The sequence below is a fragment of the Muricoccus pecuniae genome (genome assembly GCF_014199205.1).
Taxonomy (GTDB): Bacteria; Pseudomonadota; Alphaproteobacteria; order Acetobacterales; family Acetobacteraceae; genus Roseomonas; species Roseomonas pecuniae.
Genome location: NZ_JACIJD010000018.1, coordinates 1 through 19,525, shown reverse-complemented (window position 1 = coordinate 19,525; position 19,525 = coordinate 1). Strand labels below are relative to the sequence as shown.

Below are 19,525 nucleotides of genomic sequence, written 5' to 3'. Positions count from 1 at the left end.
TGGAGCGGGCGTGATTGTGCCACGCCGTCCCGCCGACGTTGCGGTGGCAGATCAGCCCCACTGCTTCAGGATTGGCGCTGCAGCCTCCTGAACTCTTTCCAGGAACTGCGTTGCGGTGCGCGACATGCGCCGCCCCGGCGGCGAGAGGATGTGCACCGGGAATTCTACCGTGGGCCTGAGGCGCCGCAGCACCAGCCGGCGGCCGAAATCCGCGGCGGTAACGGGATTGGCGATCGTGAAGCCCAAACCCTGCGCCACCATCTCGCAGGCCGCCGCGCCGTTCTGCGTCTCCGCGACATGGATGGGTGCGATGCCGTGCCGCTCGAACAGGTCGTCCACGATGTCGCGCAGCCGGTACTGGCGCCCGAGCGACACACAAGGCTCGCGTTCCAGGTCCCGCAGGTCCACCACCGTCTTGCGCGCCAACCGATGCCGCGGCGGTAGGGCGAGCACCCCCGGAAAGCGAATCGGCGGTGCCGCGTTCAGCGCGCCCGCCGCGCCCAGCGGCAAGGCGAACCCAATATCCGCCTGCCCGGACTGCACGAGGTCATGCACCTCGAGCGAGCTGGCGACGGTGAGCGAGACGCGCGGTCCTTTTTCCGCAGCGGCGAAACGCGCGAGCAGGGCAGGGACGAAGCCGATCCCGAAGGAGGGAAGGGCGGCCACGCGCAACTCGCCCGTCCCCGCGAAGCGCATGTCGTTGGCCAGCCGGTCCACGCGCTTGGCCGCGGCGAAGAGACGCGAGACCTCTGCCTCGAAGAGGTGTGCCTCATGCGTCGCGGTGAGCCGTCGCCGGCTGCGGTCGAAGAGGATGAGGCCGGTCTCCTCCTCAAGCGCGCGAATCAGCTTCGTGACCGCGGGCTGCGACAGGGCGAGGATTTCGGCCGCCCGTGTGACGGAGCCGCCATGCATCACGGCGCGGAAAGCTTCGAGCTGATGGAGGCGGCGCGGGGTCACTTCGCTACTCCTGGGAATTAAAAGGGGAGATTTATGAATTTGCGCGGTCAGACGGAAGAGTGCCAGCGTTCATGCGGACGCAACGTCCAGCGCCGGACAGGCACCGGCGACTCCTGAATGGCGTGAGGAGCGACGATGGTGCGCAGACTTCTGCTGGCTGCCGTGGCGGCAATGGGAATCACCGGGGGCATGGCCGCCCCGGTTATGGCGCAGCAGCGCCTTGTGGTCGCGGCTTATGGAGGCTCTTACGAGAGCATCATGCGCCAGTCGGTCATCCCGGCTTTCGAGCGCGCCAACAACGCCCGCGTGGACTATCTCGCCGGCAACTCTTCCGACAGCCTCGCGCGACTTCAGGCTCAGCGGGGCCGCCAGGAGGTGGGCGTGGCCGTGTTGGATGACGGGCCAATGACCCAGGCCATTTCGCTCGGCTTTTGCCAGAAGGCGACGGACGAGGCGGCGGTATCCAGTCTCTACCCCGTCGCCGTGATGGGCGAGGGCCGCGCCCTCGGAACCGGTTTCGGCTACACTGGCATCGCCTACAACACACGAATCTTCCGCGAGCGGAATTTGCCCGTGCCGACCACCTGGATGGATCTGGCGCGTCCCGAGTTCCGCCGCCGCCTCGCCATTCCCGGCATCGACAATACCTACGGCCTGCACATTCTCTCCATGATGGCCCGCGTGAACGGCGGCAGCGAGACGAGCATCGATCCGGGCTTCCGCGCCATGCGCGAGAGGATCAACCCGAACGTGCTGGCTTATGAGAGCAGCCCGGGCAAGATGAGCGAGATGTTCCAGTCCGGCGAGATCTGGCTGGCCGTCTGGGGCTCCTCCCGCGCCGCCGCCATGGTCGAGGCCGGCTTCCCCATGGGCTTCGTTCGGCCGAAGGAGGGCGGGGTGGTGCTGATGACCGCCGCCTGCGCGGTGGAGGGCTCGCCGAACCCGGACCTCGCCCAGAAGTTCCTCGCGCATCTCGTCTCGCCGGAGGTGCAGGCCACCCTCTCCCGCCAGTACGGCTCTGGTCCGACCAACCGCAACACGCAGCTGCCCGCCGAGGTCGCCGCCAAGGTGATCTACGGCGAGGAGCAGGTTCGCGAGCTCATCGCCCTGGATTGGAACACGATCAACGCCAACCGCACGGAGTGGACGCGTCGCTGGCAGCGCGAAGTGGAGCGCTGAGCCGCATGCGCCCCGGCTACCTCGTTCTCGATGGCGTCGCCAAGCGGTACGGCCCCGTCACCGCCGTGCAGGGCGTGTCCATCGAGGTGGCGCGGGGCGAGTTCCTCGGCCTCCTCGGTCCCTCCGGCTGCGGCAAGACCACCACGCTGCAGATGATCGCGGGTTTCGAGACGCCAACGGAGGGCCGCATCGTCCTCGACGGCCAGGACCTCGCCAGCACGCCGCCCGCGAAGCGCGGCATCGGCCTCGTCTTCCAGTCTTACGCGCTGTTCCCGCACATGACGGCGGCGGAGAACGTCGCCTTCGGGCTGGAAATGCGCCGCGTGCCGAAGGCCGAGCGTGCGCGGCGCGTGGCGGAGGCGCTGGACCTCGTCCACCTTTCCCACCTCGCGGACCGCTTCCCGCGCAACATGTCCGGCGGCCAGCAGCAGCGGGTGGCCCTCGCCCGCGCGCTGGTGATCGAGCCGCAGCTCCTCCTGCTCGACGAGCCCCTCTCCAACCTCGACGCCAAGCTTCGCGAGGAGATGCAGGTGGAGTTGCGCGAGCTGCAGCGCCGCGTCGGCGTCACCACCATCCTCGTCACCCATGACCAGCAGGAGGCCATGGCGCTGTGCGACCGCGTGGCGGTGATGCAGGCCGGCCGCGTGGTGCAGGTGGACGAGCCCTGGCGCGCCTATGAGGTGCCGGCGGACGGCTTCGTCGCCGACTTCCTCGGGCGCAGCAACCGTCTTCCCGCCCGCGCCGCGGATGGCATGGCGGAGGCTGCCGGCCAGCGCTTCGCCCTGCCGCCGGATCTGGCCGGGGCGCGCGGCGAGGTGATGCTGACGATCCGCCCGGAGCGCCTCCGCATCGGGCTCGAGGGCGCGGGCACCCTGCCGGGCCGCGTGCATTCCCGAATCTTTCTCGGTGCCTCCTGGCTCTACCGCGTGGATACCCCGCTGGGCCCGATGATGGTCACGGCCCAGAACACCGGCGCCCCACCAGTGGAGGAAGGCGCGCCCGTCTCTCTCGGCTGGGATCCCCACAGCCTCCGTCAGCTGGAGACCGCATGAGCGCGGGCCGCACCTCCCCGGCGCTGCTGGCCGCGCCCTCGGGCGTCGTCTACCTCGTGGCGCTCGTCATCCCGCTGGTGAGCGTGCTCGTGCTCAGCCTTCAGGGCTTCGAATTCTCCCGCGGCATCCTGCCCCGCTACGACCTCGCCAACTATGCCGACCTCTTCACCGATCCGCTGTTCGAGGAGGCGCTCACCCGCACCTTCCGCATCGCCCTCATCACCACCGCCATCTGCGTGGCGATCGGCGTGCCGGAAGCCTGGATCATCCGCCGGATGTCGCCGCGCTGGCGCGGGCTGATGCTGCTGCTGGTGGTGGGACCGCTGCTCGTCTCCGTGGTGGTGCGCACCTTCGGCTGGATGGTGCTGCTGGGCACCAACGGCCTCATCAACGGGGCGCTGCTCGCCATCGGCGTGCCGGACGCGCCCTTCCGCATGATGTTCACCGAATTCGCGGTCATCCTCGGCCTCGTGCACGTCATGGTGCCGCTGGTGGTGCTGGCTGTCTGGGCAAGCCTCGGCCGGCTGGACCCCGCCCTCTCGCGCGCCGCGGAGAGCCTCGGCGCCGGGCGGTTCACCATCTTCCGCCGCATCATCCTGCCCAACATCATGCCGGGCGTGCTCGGCGGGGCGCTGATGGTGTTCTGTCTGTCCGCCTCGGCCTTCGCCACCCCCGCCATGCTCGGCGGCAGGCGGCTGAAGGTGGTGGCCAGCATGGCCTATAACGAGTTCCTGAACACGCTGAACTGGCCGCTCGGCGCGGCCATCGCGACCCTCCTCCTGGCCACCATCCTGGCCGCCACCCTGCTCTGGACGCGCCTCGTGGAAAGGCGCGCCCTGCGCCGGCTGGGAGGCGCCTGATGGCTGCCGACCGCCGGGACCGCAACGGTCCCTTCGCCCTTCTTTTCCACCTGGTCTTCACGCTCTTCATCGTGGCGCCGCTGGTGGTGGTGATCCTCGTCTCCTTCACGGACAAGGGATACCTCGCCATGCCCTTCGACGGCGCCTCGCTGCGCTGGTGGTCCGCCATCGCCGACAACCCGCAATTCATCGAGAGCCTCTGGGTCAGCCTCGGCCTCGGCCTCACCTCCGCCACCCTCTCCGCCGCCATCGCCGTGCCGGCCGCGCTCGCCATCGCCCGGCACAGCTTCCCCGGGCGGGACGTGCTGGCGGCGATACTCGTCTCGCCGCTGATGATCCCGCATGTCGTGCTCGGCGTCGCGCTGCTGCGCTTCTTCTCCGGCTTCGGTCTCGCCGGCTCCTTTCCCGGCCTGATCGCGGCGCATCTGGTGGTGATCACGCCCTATATGCTCCGCCTCGTCTCCGCCGGCCTCACGGGGCTCGACCCCCGGGTGGAGCGAGCGGCCGAGAGCCTCGGGGCGGACCGCTTCACCGTGTTCCGCCGCATCACCCTGCCGCTGATCATGCCCGGCCTCGCCGGCGGATGGATACTCGCCTTCATCACCTCCTTCGACGAGCTGACGGTGAGTCTCTTCCTCGCCTCTCCTTCCTACACGCCGATCCCGGTGCGGCTCTTCACCCATATCGACCAGATGACGGATCCGCTGGTGGCCTCCGTCTCCGCGGCCCTCATCGCGGTCACGGCGGTGCTCCTGCTGGTGCTGGACCGCTTCTATCCCATCGACCGACTTCTCACGGGGGAACGTCGCGCGTGAGCGCGCCGGGGAAAACACGGATGAGCGTGACACACGACGTCATCGTCGTCGGGGGCGGCCTTGTCGGCACCGCTATCGCCTACGGGCTGCAGAAGCGTGGCCTCTCCACCGTGCTGCTGGACGAGGGCGACGTCGCCCACCGCGCCAGCCGCGGCAACTTCGGTCTTGTCTGGGTGCAGTCGAAGGGCCTCGGCGCCCCGCACTACCAGCGCTGGACCCGCGGCTCGGCCGAGGCCTGGCCGAGCCTGGCGACGGAGCTCGCCGAGCGCACCGGGCTCGACACCGCCCTGCACCAGCCCGGCGGCATCCATATCTGCCTCTCCGAGGAGGAGTTCGAGCAGCGCGCCGTCTACATGGCGCAGCTGCAGCGCGAGGCCGGGAATCTCGGCATGGAATACCGCATGCTGAACCACGCCGAGACGGCCGAGATGCTGCCCGGCATCGGCCGCGCCGTGGTGGGCTCTAGCTGGACGCCGTACGACGGCCATGCCAGCCCCCTGTACCTCCTGCGCGCCCTGCACACCGCCTTCCGCGATGCCGGCGGCACCTACCGCCCCAATGCCGGCGTTTCTGAAGGCACGGCCGCTCCACGTGACTTCTCGGTGCAGGCGGGGGGCGAAACACATCGGGCTCCGCGCATCGTCCTCGCCGCCGGCCTCGGCAATGCGGCGCTCGCCCCGCGCTTCGGCCTGGAGGCGCCTGTGCGCCCGCAGCGCGGCCAGGTGCTGGTGACGGAGCGCACGCGCCAGCTTCTCCCCATGCCCACCACGAGCATCCGTCAGACCGACGAGGGCTCGGTGATGATCGGGGACAGCAAGGAGGAGGCTGGCTATGACAGCCTCACCCAGACGCCCGAGCTCATGCGCGGCATGGCGCAGCGCGCGGTCCTCACCTTTCCCTGGATCGCCGAGCTGAACATCGTGCGCGCCTGGTCCGCGCTCCGCGTGATGGCGCCCGACGGCCTGCCCATCTACGACGAATCCGGGCGCTTCCCCGGCGCCTTCACGGCGAACTGCCATTCCGGCGTCACCCTGGCGGGCGCCCATGCCGATATCCTCGCCCCCATGATCGCCGCCGGCGAGCTGCCGCCGGAGATGGCCCCCTTCAGCGCAAGGCGTTTCCACGATGTTCGCTCCGCGGCCTGACATCCGCCCCGCCACGGTGGAGGTCTTCGTCGAAGGCCGCCCCGTCCTGGTGCCGGAAGGCGCCTCCGCCGCCGCCGCCGTGCTGCTGGCCGGCCTCCCCGCCATCCGCGAGACCCCGGTGGGGGGCGCGCCGCGCCTGCCCTACTGCATGATGGGCATCTGTTTCGACTGCCTCGCCGAGATCGACGGCGTGGCCAACCGCCAGGCCTGCATGGTCACGGTGGAGCCCGGCATGCGCATTGCCGCCCAGCGCGGCGCCCGGCAGGCCCGCCCCGGCACGGCCCCGGAGGTCGCGGCATGAAGACCTACGACCTCGCCATTACCGGTGCCGGCCCCGCGGGCATGGCCGCGGCTGTCGAGGCGGCCTCGCTCGGCCTCTCGGTGCTGGTCATCGACGAGCAGCCCGCCCCCGGCGGCCAGGTCTTCCGCGCCGTCGAGGCCGCGGGCGCCGACCCGGCCCTCGCTGGCGAGTTCCTCGATGCCGGTGGCGCCCTGGCCCGTGGCTTCCGCGCGGCGAGGGGGATCGACTACAGCCCGCGCAGCACCCTCTGGCACATGGACCTCGTCACCGGGGTGATCTCCGTGCTCCGGGACGGCGCCTCTGAGGAAATCCAGGTCTCCCGCCTTCTTCTCGCGACGGGCGCCCAGGAACGCCCTGTTCCCATCCCGGGCTGGACCTTGCCGGGCGTGATGGGGGCCGGTGCCGCTCAGATCCTGCTGAAGACGGCCGGCGCCGTGCCCCAGGGCCCGCTCGTCCTCGCCGGCCAGGGACCGCTGACCTGGCTCCTCGCTGTCCAGCTCCTCCGCGCCGGCGCCGGGCCAATGACGCTGCTGGAGACCGGCGGCAAAGGCGCCCTGTGGGATGCCTTCCGCGCCGGCGGTCTCTGGACCGGCCGCCGCCTGCTCACCAAGGGTGTCTCCCTGGTGCGCGAGGCGAAGCGGCGCGGGCTGAGGATCGTGCGCGGCGTGCGGGACCTCCGCGCCGAGGGCGAGGGCCGCGTCCAGCGCGTGCGCTGGGCCGGTGGCGAGATCGCCTGCGACACGCTGCTGCTGCATGAGGGCGTCATCCCCTCCACCCATGTCAGCCGCGCCCTCGGGCTGGAGCACCACTGGGACGAGGCGCAGCGCTGCTGGCGCCCCGCGCTCGACGAGTGGGGCGCGACCAGCCACGACCTCGTCGCGGTGGCGGGCGATGGCGGCGGCATCGGCGGCTGGGAGGCGGCCACGGCCACCGGCCGCATCGCCGCCCTGGACGCTGCCCGCCGCCTCGGCCGCCTCTCCGCCGAGGAGGCCGCGCGCCGCGCCGCGCCGCATCGCGCGCAGCTCGCCGCCGCCCTGGCACTGCGCCCCTTCCTCGACCGCCTCTACGCCCCCGCGCCTGAGGTGCTCGTCCCGAAGGACGACGCCACCATCGTCTGCCGCTGCGAGGAGATCACCGCCGGACAGGTGCGCCAGGCCGCCCGGCTCGGCGCCACCGGGCCGAACCAGGCGAAGGCCTATCTCCGCACGGGGATGGGGCCCTGCCAGGGGCGGATGTGCGGCAACACCGTCGCCGCCATCATCGCCGCCGAGCGCGGCATTTCCGTCGAGGAGGCCGGCGCCCTCCGCCCCCGTGCGCCCTTCAAGCCGCTGACCGTGGGCGAACTCGCCGCCCTACCGCCGGAAGAGGTGGGCTAGCCGTTCCGTCACGCCCGCCCGGCGACCGGGCCGGGCCTTCCGAGGAGAAAAGCATGCTGCGGTCTCTCGCCCTGCTGGGCGCGCTCACCTTCGGCCTCGGCGCCGCCTCCGCCCAAGCGGCGGACCCGCTGCCCCGCGCGCGGCCGGAAGAGGTTGGCATGTCCTCCGAGCGGCTGGGCCGGATCGACGCGGCGATGCGGGCCGAGGTGGATGCGGGGCGCATGCCCGGCGCGGTGGTCGCGATCGCGCGCCGCGGGCGGCTCGTCCATTACGAGGCCTATGGTTATCTCGACCGCGCCGCGGGCACCCCGATGCCGCTGGACGCGATCTTCGCCATGGCCTCCATGACCAAGCCCGTCACCGGCGTCGCCATCATGACGCTGCTCGAAGAGGGGCGGCTCGCCCTCGGCGATCCGGCCGCCACCTACCTTCCGCCGCTGGCGGCGATGCAGGTCGCGGCGCCGGACCAGGGCGCGGACGGGACGGGAACCGTGCCGGCGGCGCAGCCGGTCACGGTGCAGGACCTGATGCGCCACACCTCCGGCATCCCCTACGGCAACGCCCGCTCGGCGGCCTATCGCAGCTTCCCGCCTTCCTCCATTGGCTCCGGCACCGGCTACAGCGGCGCCGACTTCATCCGCAAGATCGGAGAGGCCACGTTGGTGAGCCAGCCCGGCACCACCTGGGAGTACGGCTTGTCGATCGACGTGCTGGGGCGGCTGGTCGAGGAGGTATCGGGCCAGGGCCTCGGCGCCTTCATGGAGGATCGGATCTTCCGCCCGCTCGGCATGGCGGACACCGGCTTCACCGTGCCCGCGGAGAAGGCCGCGCGCCTCGCCCGCCCGCTGCCGCAGGACCCGGCGACGGGCAGGCCGCAGAGCGTGCCGGACCTGTCGAAGCCGCTCGGCTTCGAGTGCGGCGGCGGCTGCGGCCGCACCACCGCCGCCGACTACATCCGCTTTGCCCAGATGCTGCTGAATCGCGGCACGCTGGAAGGGCGGCAGGTCCTGTCGCCGCGCTCGGTCGAGGCGATGGTGTCCGATCGCCTGCCCGCCGACACGCGCGGCAGCGTCGGCACCACCGACCCGACCAAGGCGGGCTACGGCTTCGGCCTGACCGTCGCCGTCCGACGGGACGCGCGCGGCACCAACCTTCTCGGCAACCCCGGCGACTACTCCTGGAGCGGCTCCTACGGCACGCATTTCTGGGTGGACCCGAAAGAGGAGCTGGCCGTGGTGCTGATGACCCTTGCCCCGGGCGAGATGCGGCTGCGCTACCGGCGCATGCTCAACGCGCTGACCTACCAGGCCATCGCGGAATGAGTCCCCTCGTTCTCGGCGGTGGGCCCGCCGCCCTGGAGGCGTCGCGGCACCTGCCGGGTGCCGTGATCGTGCCGCAGGCCTGGCACGCCGAGCCGGGGCGCCTCTGGGTGGAGGACAGGGGCGGATTGCGCGCCCTGCTCTTCGACCGCCTGCTGGTGCTGGACGACGTGCCGCTGATCCTGGCCGCCCTCGGCTGCACCTTCGACGGCGGCGCGCCGGTGGTGGACGGGTACGGCGAGACCTCGCAGCCCGGCATCTTCGCCGCGGGCCCCGCCCTCGGCGTCACGGGCCCGGAAGCGCCCGTCCAGGCACGGATCGCGGCCCTGGCACTGGCCGGGCAACCTGCCGGGCCCGGCATAGCGGCCCGGCCCCGCCCGTTGCCCGCGCAAGAGCGCCTGGATCCCGTCGCCTTGGCCGGGTTGCTGGAGGGACCGCCCGGTCCCGCGCGGGATGACGCCGTGCTGGCGCAGTGCGCCCTGATCGGCCCTGTCGCCTTCGCCCTTCCGGTGGGCCTCGCGGCCCTGGCCGCCATGGCCGGCGAGATGCCCGATCCCCTTCCTGTGCAATCCGATGCCGGAGGTCTGGCGTGAGCGGGCCGGAGGTCCTCATCGTCGGCGGTGGGCTGCACGGCCTCTCCGCCGCCTTGCACCTCGCCAGGCGCGGCCGCCGCGTGCGCGTGCTGGAGGCCGGGCACCTGGCCCGCCATGCCTCCGGCTTCTCCGCCGGCGGTGTCCGCACCCTCGGCCGCCACCCCGCCGAAATCCCGCTTGCGCTGGAAGCCCTCGACCTCTGGCACCGTATAGAGAAACTCGTCGGTGACGACTGCGGGTTCCGCGTTTCCGGCCAGGTGAAGGTGGCCGAGAGCAGCGCCGACCTCGCCGTGCTGGAGGAGCGCGCGGCTTCCCTGCGCTCCAGCGGCTTCACGCATGAGGAGGTGGTGGACGCCGCCGAGCTGCGCCGCCTCCTCCCCGCCGTCGCGCCACACGCCGTCGGCGGCATGGTCACGCGGCGGGATGGCTTCGCCTCTCCCTACCGCACCAGCCTCGCCTTCGGTCGCGCGGCTCGCGCCCTCGGCGCCGAGATCCTGGAAGGCGCGCGCGTCACCGCCGCCGAGCGCCGCGGCGGACTCTGGCACCTGCGCACCGCCGATGGTGCGGCGCACGCCGCCCCCGTCCTGGTGAACGCCGCCGGTGCATGGGGCGCCCGCCTCGCGCGCGCGGTGGGGGAGAGGCTTCCGCTCGGCTTTAACGCGTTCATGATGATGCTGACGGCCCGCATGCCCGCCTTCGTCATTCCCGTGGTCGGTGCGACCTCGCGCCCCATCTCCTTCAAGCAGGCCGAGAGCGGGCAGGTGATGATCGGCGGCGGCCACAAGGGCGTCGCTAGTCTCGACACCGGGGCCACGACGCTCGACGTGAAGCGCCTGGCCTATTCCGCCCGCACGGCGCTCGAACTCTTCCCCATCCTGGCGGAAACCCGGATCGTCCATGCCTGGGCCGGCATCGAGGGCGTGACGCCGGACGACATCCCCGTCATCGGGCCCTCCGCCCTGGCCGAGGGCGTGATCCACGCTTTCGGCTTCTGCGGCCACGGCTTCGAGCTGGGGCCGCTGGTCGGCGACATCGTCGCCCAGCTCGCCACCCAGGGCTCCACGAACCGCCCCATCGCCGCCTTCGCCCCCGCCCGCTTCGGCGGCGCGGCGGCGGCGTGCGGGGCCGCGTTGCCGCAGCCGGCCGGCTGAGGCCCGGCATCAACACGAGAGGACAACACATGATCCGACGCCATGCCCGCACGCCCATCATGCACCGCGTGGTCGAGTACAACGGGGTGCTCTACTTCGGCGGCATCGTGGCCGACGACCGCTCCAAGGACATGAAGGGGCAGACCGCGGAGATCCTGGAGAAGATCGGCAAGCTCCTCGCCGAGAACGGCAGCGACAAGACAAAGCTTCTCGCCGCCACGCTCTACGTCACCGACATGGGCCAGAAGGACGCGATGAACGAGGCATGGACGGCCTGGTTCGGCCCGGAGGATCTGCCCACACGCGCGACCCTGGGCGTTTCCGAGCTCGGCCCGAACACGCTGATCGAGGTGGTCGTGACTGCCGCGCGTTAGGCACCCCGCGCCGCGCGGACGCTTCCACGCGGCGCTCGTCCTGGATGGCAGGTTGGGATCAGGCATGCTTCGGATCGGCTTCGACGTCGGCGGCACCTTCACCGATTTCACGGTGCACGACACGCGCGATGGCGGGCTCCGCCACTTCAAGGTCCCCTCCACCCCGGCGGACCCTTCGGAGGCGATCGGGACCGGGCTGCGCGCCCTGATCGGGGAGTTCGGCCTGCCCGCCGGGGAGATCGGCTTCGTCGGCCACGGCACTACGGTGGCCACCAACATGGTGATCGAGCGGCGCGGCGTCCGCACCGGCTTGATCACCACCAGGGGCTTCCGCGACGTGCTGGAGATCGGCCGCCAGACCCGCCCGCATCTCTACGACTATGCCGTCGCCAAGCCGCCGCCGCTCATCCCCCGCGCCCTGCGCTTCGAGGTGGGCGGCCGGCTGGACGCCGATGGGCGGGAGCTGGAGCCGCTGGACGAGGCGGCCGTGGAGGACGCCGCGCGCCGCCTCGGCGAGGCCGGGGTGGAGGCAGTCGCCATCGGCTTCCTGCACAGCTACCTATGCGACGCGCATGAGCGCCGCGCCGCGGAGATCCTGCGCGCGATCCTGCCCGGCGCCTATGTCTCCACCTCATCTGGGGTGTTGCCGGAGTTCCGGGAGTACGAGCGCTTCTCCACCACCGCCATCAACACCTATGTCGGCCCGCGCATGGAACGGTACCTCGACCGTTTCCTCGAGCGCCTGGCGGCCATCGGTGTGGAGGCAAAGCCGCACACCATCCATTCCAACGGTGGCCTCATGTCGGTGGAGACGGTGCGCGCTTTTCCCGTCCGCACCTGTCTCTCCGGCCCAGCGGCCGGCGTGGTGGGCGCGGCGGAGGTGGCGCGGGCGGCGGGGTTCCCGGACGTCGTCACCTACGATGTCGGCGGCACGAGCACGGACGTATCCCTCATCGCCAACGGCGTCCCCGCCTTCGCCACCAGCCGGCTCGTCGCGGACTATCCGGTCCGCACACCGATGGTGGACGTGCACGTCATCGGCGCCGGCGGCGGCTCCGTCGCCTGGATCGACGACGCCGGCGCGCTGAAGGTCGGCCCGCACAGCGCGGGTGCCGATCCCGGCCCCGTCGCCTACGGGCGCGGCGGCCGCGAACCGACGCTGACGGACGCCAACATCGTGCTGCACCGGCTGGACCCCGTCACGCTGCTGGGCGGCCGGATGAGGGTGGACGAGGACGCCGCCCGCCGCGCGATCGAGGAGCGGATCGCGCGGCCGCTGGGGCTGAGCGTGGAGGCGGCGGCGCTGGGCATCATCCGCATCGCAGTGGCCAATATGAGCCGCGCCATCCGTTCCGTCTCGACGGAGAAGGGGCACGACCTCGGCCGCTTCGCCCTCTTTCCCTTCGGCGGCGCGGGGCCGCTGCATGCGGGGGCGGTGGCTCGGGAATGCGGCATCCGCCGCGTCCTCGTCCCGCAGGAGCCGGGCACGATGTGCGCCCGCGGCATACTCATGTCCGACATCAGCCTCGACTTCGTCCGCAGTGAGATCGCCGAGGCCACGCCGGAGAACTGGCCGGGCATCATGGCCCGCTTCGAGATGATGGCAGGGCAGGGCGAGGATTGGCTGGAGGCTGGCCGCGTGGAGCCGGCGCGCCGCACCGTCCATCGCGTGATCGAGGCCCGCTACAAGGGCCAGAACCACGAGGTGCAGGTTCGCCTGCCCGACGAGGGCGGCTTCGCCCTGGAGAGCTTCCACGAGAGCTTCGCCGACGCCCATCGCCGCGAGTACGGCTACGACGTGCCCGGACGCGCCGTGGAGGTGGTGAACGCCCGCCTCAAGGCTGTGGGCGGCGTGGACCGTCCTGCCGCGCGCTTCGAGGGCGGCACCTCCGGCGCGCCCGAGCCCCGCGCCCGCCGCCAGGTCCATTTCGACGCGGGCTGGGTGGAGACGCCCGTCTTCGACCGCGCCTGCCTCGGCGCCGGGACGGCGATCCCCGGCCCCGCCATCATCGACGAGATGAGCTCCACCACCGTCGTCGAGCCCGGGCAGCGGGTCACGGTGGATCCCTCCGGCAACCTGATCGTGGAGACTGCCCCTTGAGCGACGGCGTGAACACGGGGGCGCCCGCCCTCTCCGACCCGATCGCGATGGAGGTGTTCAGCAACCGCCTCCTCTCCATCACGGAGGACATGGGGAACGCGCTGATCCGCTCCTCCTTCTCCACCAACATCAAGGAGCGGAAGGACTGCTCCGTCGGCCTGTTCGACGCGGCGGGCCGGCTTATCGCGCAGGCATCGCACATCCCGCTGCATCTCGGCTCCCTCATGGGCAGCGTGCGCGCCGTGCTGGAGGCCTGCCCGATCGAGCGCATGCGGGAGGGCGACGCCTTCATCTGCAACGACCCCTACCTCGCGGGTGGCACGCACACGCCGGACATCGCGGTGGTGACGCCGGTCTTCGTGGAGGGCAGGCCGCGCTTCCTCGCCGCCAATGTCGGCCACCACTCCGATGTGGGCGGGCCGACGCCCGGCTCCATCTCGGGTAGCGCCCGCTCCATCTTCGAGGAAGGGCTCCGCATCCCCGTCATCCGCCTCGTGCGCGGGGGGAAGCTGGATGAGGCGCTGCTGAATCTTGTCGCCCACAACTCGCGGGAGCCGGAGGAGCGCGCGCTGGACCTGAAGGTGCAGGTCGCCTCCAACCTCCGCGGCGTGCGGTTGATGGAGGAGTTGTGCGCCGGCATGGGCCTCGCCGCCGCGACGGCCGCGATCGACGACCTGCTGGCCTATACCGCACGCCGCCTCGGCAACCGCATCCGGGCCATGGCGGCGGGCAGCGCCATCGGCCGCGCCTGGATGGACGACGACGGGCTGGGTGGCGACCCCGTGGAGATCGTGGTGGGCGTGACCGCGGAGGGGGACCGGCTGATCGTGGATTTCCAGGGCACGGCCCCGCAGGCGCGCGGCGCGATGAACGTGCCGGAGAGCGCGCTCCGCGCCACCGTCTACTACGCCGTGAAGACGCTGCTGGACCCGGAGCTGCTGCCGAACCAGGGCCTCGCCGCCTGCGTCGAGATCCGCGCGCCCGAGGGGAGCCTCGTCAACCCGCGTTTTCCCGCAGCTACCGGGGCGCGCAGCATCACCTGCAACAAGGTGGCCCGCGCCCTCTTCGCCGCCTTCGCGGAGCTGCTTCCACCGGAGCGCGCGATGGCCGCGAGCCTCGACAGCGTGCCCGCCATCATCTTCTCCGGCGAGCGGCGGCGCGGCGACGGCACCTTCGTTTACCTAGAGACCATGGGCGGCGGCGTCGGCGCGCGTGGCGCGGCCGACGGGATGGACGGGGTGCATGTCCATGTCACCAACACCTCCAACCTGCCGGCCGAGGCGCTCGAGAACGAGTATGCCCTGCTAGTCGAGGAATACGCGCTGGTGGAGGGCTCCGGCGGCGCCGGCCGGCACCGCGGCGGACAGGGCATCGCCCGGCAGATCCGCGCCACGCGGGACGGCATCGTCTTCTCCGCCCGCTCCGACGGGCACAAGGCGGGCGCTCCCGGCCTCTTCGGCGGCCTGGCCGGCGGAACGGCGCGGCTGCTACGCAATCCCGGCACGCACGGGGAGGAGGAGCTCTCCTCCAAGGCCGCGAACCTCGTGCTGGCGGCGGGCGAGAGCGTGCGGCTGGAGACGCCCGGCGGCGGCGGGTTCGGCGCGCCAGGGGAACGGCCGGAAGCGGCCCTGGCGGCGGACCTCGCCGATGGCCGCCTGACGCGCGGGCAGGCCGAACTCGACTACGGCGCGGCGCTGGTCGCTGCCGCCTTGCGGAACTGATGCGAGGCGCGGCCCGAAAGAGGCCGTGCCCGGGAGATGCCGTCACGCCTCTGATTGAAGGATGCAGGACCATGCTCGCACGACGTGAATGGCTGGCCGCCCTGGCCGCAGCCCCCGCAGCGGCCGCCCTGGCGCGCCCGGCGCTCGCCCAGGCCTGGCCGTCCCGCCCCGTCCGGATCGTGGTGCCCTTCGCGGCGGGGGGCGGCACCGACGTGCTCGCCCGCATCCTCGCCAACGGGCTTTCCGAGCGCCTCGGGGGGAATGTGGTGGTGGAGAACCGCACTGGCGCCGGCGGCAACCTGGCGCTGGAAAACGTCATCCGCGCCTCGGCCGATGGTTACTCGCTCCTCATGGGCACGAACGGGGCGGTGGCGGTGAACCGGCACCTCTACCACAATCTTGGCTTCGACCCGCTAAAGGACCTCGTGCCGATCAGCCTCGCCTTCCGGATCGAGCATCTCCTCGCCGTGTCCACCGCGCTGCCCGCGCATTCCGTCGCCGAGTTGATCGGGCTGGCCAAGGCACAGCCGGGGAGGCTCACCTTCGGCTCCGCCGGAACGGGATCGATGATACATCTGGCCGGGGAGCTGTTCCGCCTGAAAGCCGGTATCGACATCACCCACGTCCCCTATCGCGGCGGCGGCCCGGCGATGAACGACCTCGTCGCCGGGACGATCGACATGATGTTCGACAGCCTGCCGTCGGCCGAGCCGCAGGTGCGCGGGGGCCGCGTCCGGGCTCTGGCCCTTTGCGGCACGGGGCGCCATCCACTGCTGCCGGAACTGCCGACGATGGTGGAGGCCGGTCTGCCCGGCTACGCAGCGGCCTCCACGGGTGGCCTCTTCGCGCCGCAGGGCACGCCGTCGACGGTGGTGGATCGCGTGGCGAGGGCAGTCGCGGATCTGGTGGCCAGCTCCGTCTTCCGCGAGCAGATGGCCCGCTCGGGCGGGGATGCCGTGGCAGCCGGGCCGGCGGAACTGGCCGCGATGATGGCGCGAGAGAGCGAGCAGTGGGGCACCGTGGTGCGGGAGGCGAAGATTTCCGCCTGAAGGGGCCTGTCAGTCCTCGCGCCAGCGATGCCGTCTCACGCCGCGGCGGTGAGCCTATGATCGACCCTGTTGCATCGATCGGAGCGTTGGACGCATCTTTCCCAGGAGCCCTGACGATTAGGCGATGCGGACGTATTCTGGGCGACCCAGGTCCAACATGCGGTTCAGCACCTCGGCGGCGATGGCCACCTCGGTCGCTTGGCGTCCGTCCGTTTGCGAGCGCAGGCCGTCACCGATAACGCGCTTCCAGCGCGACACATCGGCCTCAACCAAGGCACGCCAGTTGTAGCCAGACGCTCTCTGCCAGCCCATGCGGCCGCGCTCGGCGATGATCTGCAGATGGCGGTCGCGCGCGGTCGGCGTAGCCCTGGCCGACGCGCTTGGGACGGCGCTTGATCGGGGCGGCACGATGATCTCCGCCTCAGGGTGACGGGCCATAATCTCGGCATGGACGTCGTCGCGGTCGTAAGCTCCATCAGCGGTGAGGGACGCGACAGGTCCGTCCACTCTCTCGAGCAGCGGGCCGACTTGCCCACCATCATCGGCATCGTGGCCTGTCAGCACCGACGCGACGATCCGCCCCGTGTCGGCGTCAGTGGCGAGATGCAGTTTGCGCCACGACCGGCGTCGTCGTGTTCCGTGCTTCTCCGTCAACCATTCGCCGGGGCCGCAGAACTTCAACCCCGTGCTGTCCACCAGCAAGTGCACGGGCGCTTGCCCGCCGCAGGGCCGCGGCACCTCGAGCGTCTCCGCACGCCGGCTCAAGGTCGTGTGGTCGGGCACGGCAAGATCGATGCCCAGCAACTGCAGGATCGAGGCAATCAAGCCCTCTGTCTGGCGCAACGCCAGATGGAACACGGCACGCAAGGTCAGCGCAGTCGCGATCGCCAGGTCCGAATAGGATGGCTGCCCGCCGCGGGTGGTCCGAGGCGCTGCCCGCCAGCCCTCAATGGCGTCCTCGGTGAACCACACCGTCAGGCTGCCACGAGAGCGAAGGCCCGCCTCATAGGCGGGCCAGTTCGTGACCCGATGCCGCTGCCGCGGGATCTTATGGCGCCGGTCCTTGTTTACTTTGAAGGGCAAGCGCGGTGTCCCTGTCGGTCATCGGGGCGCTCCAGCCCCATCCCACCCTACCTCGGCCTCAGATCCGATCCATGCACCACAGTTTCGTGCGACATGATCGCGTGATCCAACCGGCAGAAAGTGTCGAGGTCCAGCGACCGTTCGGCCGGATGTCCGGCGCGCAACACGCTGACATAGCGCTCGTCGAACAGCTTGCGCGCGCGCAGCGCGTCCGGCGCCACCTCCGGCGTGATCAGCGCCATGTCGAGGCTCCCTCGCTCCAGTTGCGCGGGAAGCTGCGCCATGTCCACGGGCTGCACGGATACGCGAACCCCCGGCGCCTCCCGGCGCATGCGGGTCAGGAAGGGCAAGATGATCACGCGCTGCGCGTAGTCCGTCGCGGCGATGCTGACGGTAAGGTCGGCCTGCGCGGGATCGAAGGCCTCGGGTTGCAGCGGCACCGTCAACTTGCCGGCCCCAAGGCGAGGAAGCTGACGGAGCGGCACTGGGATTAAGGGCGATCAAGCCCGCGCGGCGGCCCCGCTGATGTCGGACCACACCTCGAACGCGCGCGCCCTTGCGGCACGGTACTCACAGGCAGTGAGGTGGTCGCGGCAAAGATGAAAGAGGTTGTTGATCCCGTCGTGGGCAGAAAGGAAGCGCTGCGCCTGACCTGATGATTTGAACCGCCTCATCTGCCGCTCTCGTCTTCGCGTCGGCTGATGCGAGTTCTCCGCCCTGTTGTTCAGCCCCTTGTGCTGGCGGTGCTCCACTGAAGGCATCACCTCCTTCTTCGCCGCGCCGTAGCTTGCCAGCTTGTCGGTGATCATGACCTGCGGTGGCCGCATCTGCCGCTTCAGCAGCTTCCTGAGGAGCCGCTTGGCCGCTTGCTTGTCCCGTCTGCTCTGCACCAGCACGTCGAGCACCATCCCGCCCTGATCGACGGCGCGCCAAAGCCAGTGCGTCACACCGTTGATCTTGAGGACGACCTCATCCAGGTGCCACTTGTCACCGGCCCGTGGCAGCCGACGGCGGATCCCATTGGCAAACGCCTGGCCGAACTTGCGGCCCCACTGTCGCAGTGTTTCGTGGCTGACCACGATGCCGCGGAAGGCCAGCATCTCCTCCACCATCCGCAAGCTGAGCGGAAAGCGGAAGAGGAGCCACACCGCTTGGCTGATGACCTCGGCCGGGAAGCGATACCCGGCGAAGCTGGGGCAGGCGGCGGGGGCAGTCATCCCACCCGACTACCTGGTGGTGGGCCGCTCGGGCAAGCTGGCGGCCGGCCAAGTTGACGGTGCCAGACGAACACCTGCAGGCCAGAAGCCTATTCCCGCAAGGACGCCCAAAATTCTCGCGTCCCACGCCCAGAGGAAGGTGGTGCTGCGTCAGGAAATGCCGATTGCACCACTTCGACGAGGCGCTTGAGGTCGTCGAAGAAACCGGCGATCTCGTCATCAACCTCGGATTGTACCTCGGTGTGGCTATTCGTCGCGCCAATCTCTCCTTTGAGTTCTTCCAGAAAGCGCGTTTCCCGCAATCTGCGGAGCACCGCCCACCCCTGCCCATTGTCCCTATATTTGCCCAGGATATCACTTCCAGCCCCGCTCAAGGGCGCGCCAGAGGCGGCCAAGGGCTGCCCCGCTTCTGGACCCTCTTCGAATCTGACGGACGAAGCGTTGGCAGCAACAGCTTCCACCAGCAAGGGAAGGGAGGGCGTCTCCTGCGTGCCGTCCCACAGAGCCAGAAGCTGGCCCAGTAACTCCCTTCTGAGTGCCCGCCGGACGCTGAAGAAGGTCTCCTTACTTCCAGTGTTGCTTGCTCTGGTCAGCAAGGCTGGATCGTAAACGGCCGGGTGCCACGCTTCATGGAAAGCAGCGGCGCGGCCAAAATACCGCATTGCAACACGAACCTGCTCTATCAGTGGGTCAGCATCGCTGCAGTCGCCCATCCGCGCAGCCTTCCCTGTTCAGCACGATCATCAAGGATTGGTAATGGAAACACAACGTCCCACGATCCGCTCCTATCTAAAGTAGGCTCGACCATCCATGCCAGCCTCTGTGACCTTGCCCCTGAAATGCCCTCGTTCTGAAGTTAGTGTCCGTCAACAGGAGACGGACGATGAAGCGGTCGAGGTTCACGCAAGAGCAGATTATTGGCGTGCTGAAGGAGCACCAGGCAGGTGCGACCGCGGCCGATCTGTGCCGCAAGCACGGGATCAGCGACGCGACGTTCTATACGTGGCGGTCCAAGTATGGCGGCATGGATGTGTCGGATGCCCGCAAGCTGAAGGGACTGGAGGAGGAGAACGCCAAGCTGAAGCGGCTGCTGGCGGAGCAGATGCTGGATGTGGCGACGCTAAAGGAGATGCTGGCAAAACGTATGGCCCGCCCCGTCCGCAAGGGCTTTCACGACCTGGTCTGATCAGTCTACGCCAACGTATCCGGTCACAAGGCACATCGGCCCTGGC

19 protein-coding genes and 1 pseudogene are annotated in these 19,525 nt (G+C 70.4%); 16 read left to right on the top strand and 4 right to left on the bottom strand.

From position 1 onward, the window contains the following. Window positions 1–51: 51 nt before the first annotated feature. Window positions 52–957, bottom strand: coding sequence for a LysR family transcriptional regulator (locus FHS87_RS17245; RefSeq protein WP_184520636.1), 906 nt, complete (start codon window positions 955–957; stop codon window positions 52–54). A gap of 135 nt (window positions 958–1,092) precedes the next feature. On the opposite strand from FHS87_RS17245, the gene FHS87_RS17240 reads away from it, so the two are divergent. The 14 genes from FHS87_RS17240 (at window position 1,093) to FHS87_RS17175 (ending at window position 15,993) form a co-directional block, all read left to right on the top strand. Beyond that, window positions 1,093–2,136, top strand: a complete 1,044-nt coding sequence (locus FHS87_RS17240; protein ID WP_184520635.1) for an ABC transporter substrate-binding protein — start codon at window positions 1,093–1,095, stop codon at window positions 2,134–2,136. Window positions 2,137–2,141: 5 nt separating this feature from the next. Continuing rightward, window positions 2,142–3,188 (top strand): ABC transporter ATP-binding protein, encoded by a 1,047-nt coding sequence (locus tag FHS87_RS17235; protein WP_184520634.1) that lies wholly within the window; start codon window positions 2,142–2,144, stop codon window positions 3,186–3,188. After that, the gene (locus FHS87_RS17230; protein ID WP_184520633.1) at window positions 3,185–4,048 is read left to right on the top strand and encodes an ABC transporter permease; all 864 of its coding nucleotides are present in this window, start codon (window positions 3,185–3,187) and stop codon (window positions 4,046–4,048) included. Before FHS87_RS17235 ends, FHS87_RS17230 begins: the two co-directional genes overlap by 4 nt. Beyond that, window positions 4,048–4,863 carry an ABC transporter permease gene (locus FHS87_RS17225; RefSeq protein WP_184520632.1) on the top strand — a complete coding sequence of 272 codons (816 nt, stop codon included), beginning with the start codon at window positions 4,048–4,050 and terminating at the stop codon, window positions 4,861–4,863. Before FHS87_RS17230 ends, FHS87_RS17225 begins: the two co-directional genes overlap by 1 nt. A 20-nt stretch (window positions 4,864–4,883) precedes the next feature. Continuing rightward, complete coding sequence (locus FHS87_RS17220) at window positions 4,884–6,008, top strand: NAD(P)/FAD-dependent oxidoreductase (RefSeq protein ID WP_184520631.1); 1,125 nt, start codon at window positions 4,884–4,886, stop codon at window positions 6,006–6,008. Beyond that, window positions 5,989–6,309, top strand: coding sequence for a (2Fe-2S)-binding protein (locus FHS87_RS17215; protein ID WP_184520630.1), 321 nt, complete (start codon window positions 5,989–5,991; stop codon window positions 6,307–6,309). Before FHS87_RS17220 ends, FHS87_RS17215 begins: the two co-directional genes overlap by 20 nt. After that, the gene (locus FHS87_RS17210; RefSeq protein ID WP_184520629.1) at window positions 6,306–7,685 is read left to right on the top strand and encodes an FAD/NAD(P)-dependent oxidoreductase; all 1,380 of its coding nucleotides are present in this window, start codon (window positions 6,306–6,308) and stop codon (window positions 7,683–7,685) included. The genes FHS87_RS17215 and FHS87_RS17210 overlap by 4 nt, the downstream gene beginning before the upstream one ends. 53 nt (window positions 7,686–7,738) lie before the next feature. Continuing rightward, window positions 7,739–9,007 (top strand): serine hydrolase domain-containing protein, encoded by a 1,269-nt coding sequence (locus FHS87_RS17205; RefSeq protein ID WP_184520628.1) that lies wholly within the window; start codon window positions 7,739–7,741, stop codon window positions 9,005–9,007. Continuing rightward, entirely contained in the window at window positions 9,004–9,597 is a 594-nt protein-coding gene (locus FHS87_RS17200; protein WP_184520627.1) for a hypothetical protein, read from the top strand. The genes FHS87_RS17205 and FHS87_RS17200 overlap by 4 nt, the downstream gene beginning before the upstream one ends. Continuing rightward, on the top strand, window positions 9,594–10,748 hold the full coding sequence (locus tag FHS87_RS17195; protein ID WP_184520626.1) for an NAD(P)/FAD-dependent oxidoreductase: 1,155 nt from the start codon (window positions 9,594–9,596) through the stop codon (window positions 10,746–10,748). The genes FHS87_RS17200 and FHS87_RS17195 overlap by 4 nt, the downstream gene beginning before the upstream one ends. Before the next feature lie 29 nt (window positions 10,749–10,777). Then, on the top strand, window positions 10,778–11,122 hold the full coding sequence (locus tag FHS87_RS17190; RefSeq protein ID WP_184520625.1) for a RidA family protein: 345 nt from the start codon (window positions 10,778–10,780) through the stop codon (window positions 11,120–11,122). 64 nt (window positions 11,123–11,186) lie between these two features. Continuing rightward, complete coding sequence (locus tag FHS87_RS17185; protein ID WP_184520624.1) at window positions 11,187–13,223, top strand: hydantoinase/oxoprolinase family protein; 2,037 nt, start codon at window positions 11,187–11,189, stop codon at window positions 13,221–13,223. Continuing rightward, on the top strand, window positions 13,220–14,944 hold the full coding sequence (locus FHS87_RS17180; RefSeq protein ID WP_221300044.1) for a hydantoinase B/oxoprolinase family protein: 1,725 nt from the start codon (window positions 13,220–13,222) through the stop codon (window positions 14,942–14,944). The genes FHS87_RS17185 and FHS87_RS17180 overlap by 4 nt, the downstream gene beginning before the upstream one ends. A 71-nt stretch (window positions 14,945–15,015) precedes the next feature. Continuing rightward, window positions 15,016–15,993: a Bug family tripartite tricarboxylate transporter substrate binding protein gene (locus tag FHS87_RS17175; RefSeq protein ID WP_184520623.1), complete on the top strand. Its 978-nt coding sequence runs from the start codon at window positions 15,016–15,018 to the stop codon at window positions 15,991–15,993. Window positions 15,994–16,110: 117 nt separating this feature from the next. On the opposite strand, the gene FHS87_RS17170 is transcribed toward FHS87_RS17175, so the two are convergent. Genes FHS87_RS17170 through FHS87_RS17160 form a run of 3 tightly spaced genes read right to left on the bottom strand, consistent with a single transcriptional unit; the run spans window position 16,111 to window position 18,293 of the window. After that, window positions 16,111–17,076 carry an IS5 family transposase gene (locus FHS87_RS17170; RefSeq protein WP_184520622.1) on the bottom strand — a complete coding sequence of 322 codons (966 nt, stop codon included), beginning with the start codon at window positions 17,074–17,076 and terminating at the stop codon, window positions 16,111–16,113. 47 nt (window positions 17,077–17,123) lie between these two features. Next, on the bottom strand, window positions 17,124–17,516 hold the full coding sequence (locus FHS87_RS17165) for a LysR substrate-binding domain-containing protein (RefSeq protein WP_312862035.1): 393 nt from the start codon (window positions 17,514–17,516) through the stop codon (window positions 17,124–17,126). Window positions 17,517–17,576: 60 nt separating this feature from the next. Then, on the bottom strand, window positions 17,577–18,293 hold the full coding sequence (locus tag FHS87_RS17160; protein WP_184520621.1) for an IS6 family transposase: 717 nt from the start codon (window positions 18,291–18,293) through the stop codon (window positions 17,577–17,579). Window positions 18,294–18,457: 164 nt separating this feature from the next. On the opposite strand from FHS87_RS17160, the gene FHS87_RS17155 reads away from it, so the two are divergent. Both FHS87_RS17155 and FHS87_RS17150 read left to right on the top strand, forming a co-directional pair. Then, window positions 18,458–18,817 carry a hypothetical protein gene (locus FHS87_RS17155; RefSeq protein ID WP_184520620.1) on the top strand — a complete coding sequence of 120 codons (360 nt, stop codon included), beginning with the start codon at window positions 18,458–18,460 and terminating at the stop codon, window positions 18,815–18,817. Window positions 18,818–19,176: 359 nt separating this feature from the next. Then, a pseudogene (locus FHS87_RS17150) lies at window positions 19,177–19,449 on the top strand (transposase); the annotation flags it as partial. Window positions 19,450–19,525: the final 76 nt, after the last annotated feature.

Coding starts and splice junctions, on each gene's coding strand:
- FHS87_RS17240 (WP_184520635.1), top strand. CDS start 1,093: ATGGTGCGCAGACTTCTGCTGGCTGCCGTGGCGGCAATGGGAATCACC.
- FHS87_RS17235 (WP_184520634.1), top strand. CDS start 2,142: ATGCGCCCCGGCTACCTCGTTCTCGATGGCGTCGCCAAGCGGTACGGC.
- FHS87_RS17230 (WP_184520633.1), top strand. CDS start 3,185: ATGAGCGCGGGCCGCACCTCCCCGGCGCTGCTGGCCGCGCCCTCGGGC.
- FHS87_RS17225 (WP_184520632.1), top strand. CDS start 4,048: ATGGCTGCCGACCGCCGGGACCGCAACGGTCCCTTCGCCCTTCTTTTC.
- FHS87_RS17220 (WP_184520631.1), top strand. CDS start 4,884: ATGAGCGTGACACACGACGTCATCGTCGTCGGGGGCGGCCTTGTCGGC.
- FHS87_RS17215 (WP_184520630.1), top strand. CDS start 5,989: ATGTTCGCTCCGCGGCCTGACATCCGCCCCGCCACGGTGGAGGTCTTC.
- FHS87_RS17210 (WP_184520629.1), top strand. CDS start 6,306: ATGAAGACCTACGACCTCGCCATTACCGGTGCCGGCCCCGCGGGCATG.
- FHS87_RS17205 (WP_184520628.1), top strand. CDS start 7,739: ATGCTGCGGTCTCTCGCCCTGCTGGGCGCGCTCACCTTCGGCCTCGGC.
- FHS87_RS17200 (WP_184520627.1), top strand. CDS start 9,004: ATGAGTCCCCTCGTTCTCGGCGGTGGGCCCGCCGCCCTGGAGGCGTCG.
- FHS87_RS17190 (WP_184520625.1), top strand. CDS start 10,778: ATGATCCGACGCCATGCCCGCACGCCCATCATGCACCGCGTGGTCGAG.
- FHS87_RS17185 (WP_184520624.1), top strand. CDS start 11,187: ATGCTTCGGATCGGCTTCGACGTCGGCGGCACCTTCACCGATTTCACG.
- FHS87_RS17175 (WP_184520623.1), top strand. CDS start 15,016: ATGCTCGCACGACGTGAATGGCTGGCCGCCCTGGCCGCAGCCCCCGCA.
- FHS87_RS17160 (WP_184520621.1), bottom strand. CDS start 18,293: ATGACTGCCCCCGCCGCCTGCCCCAGCTTCGCCGGGTATCGCTTCCCG.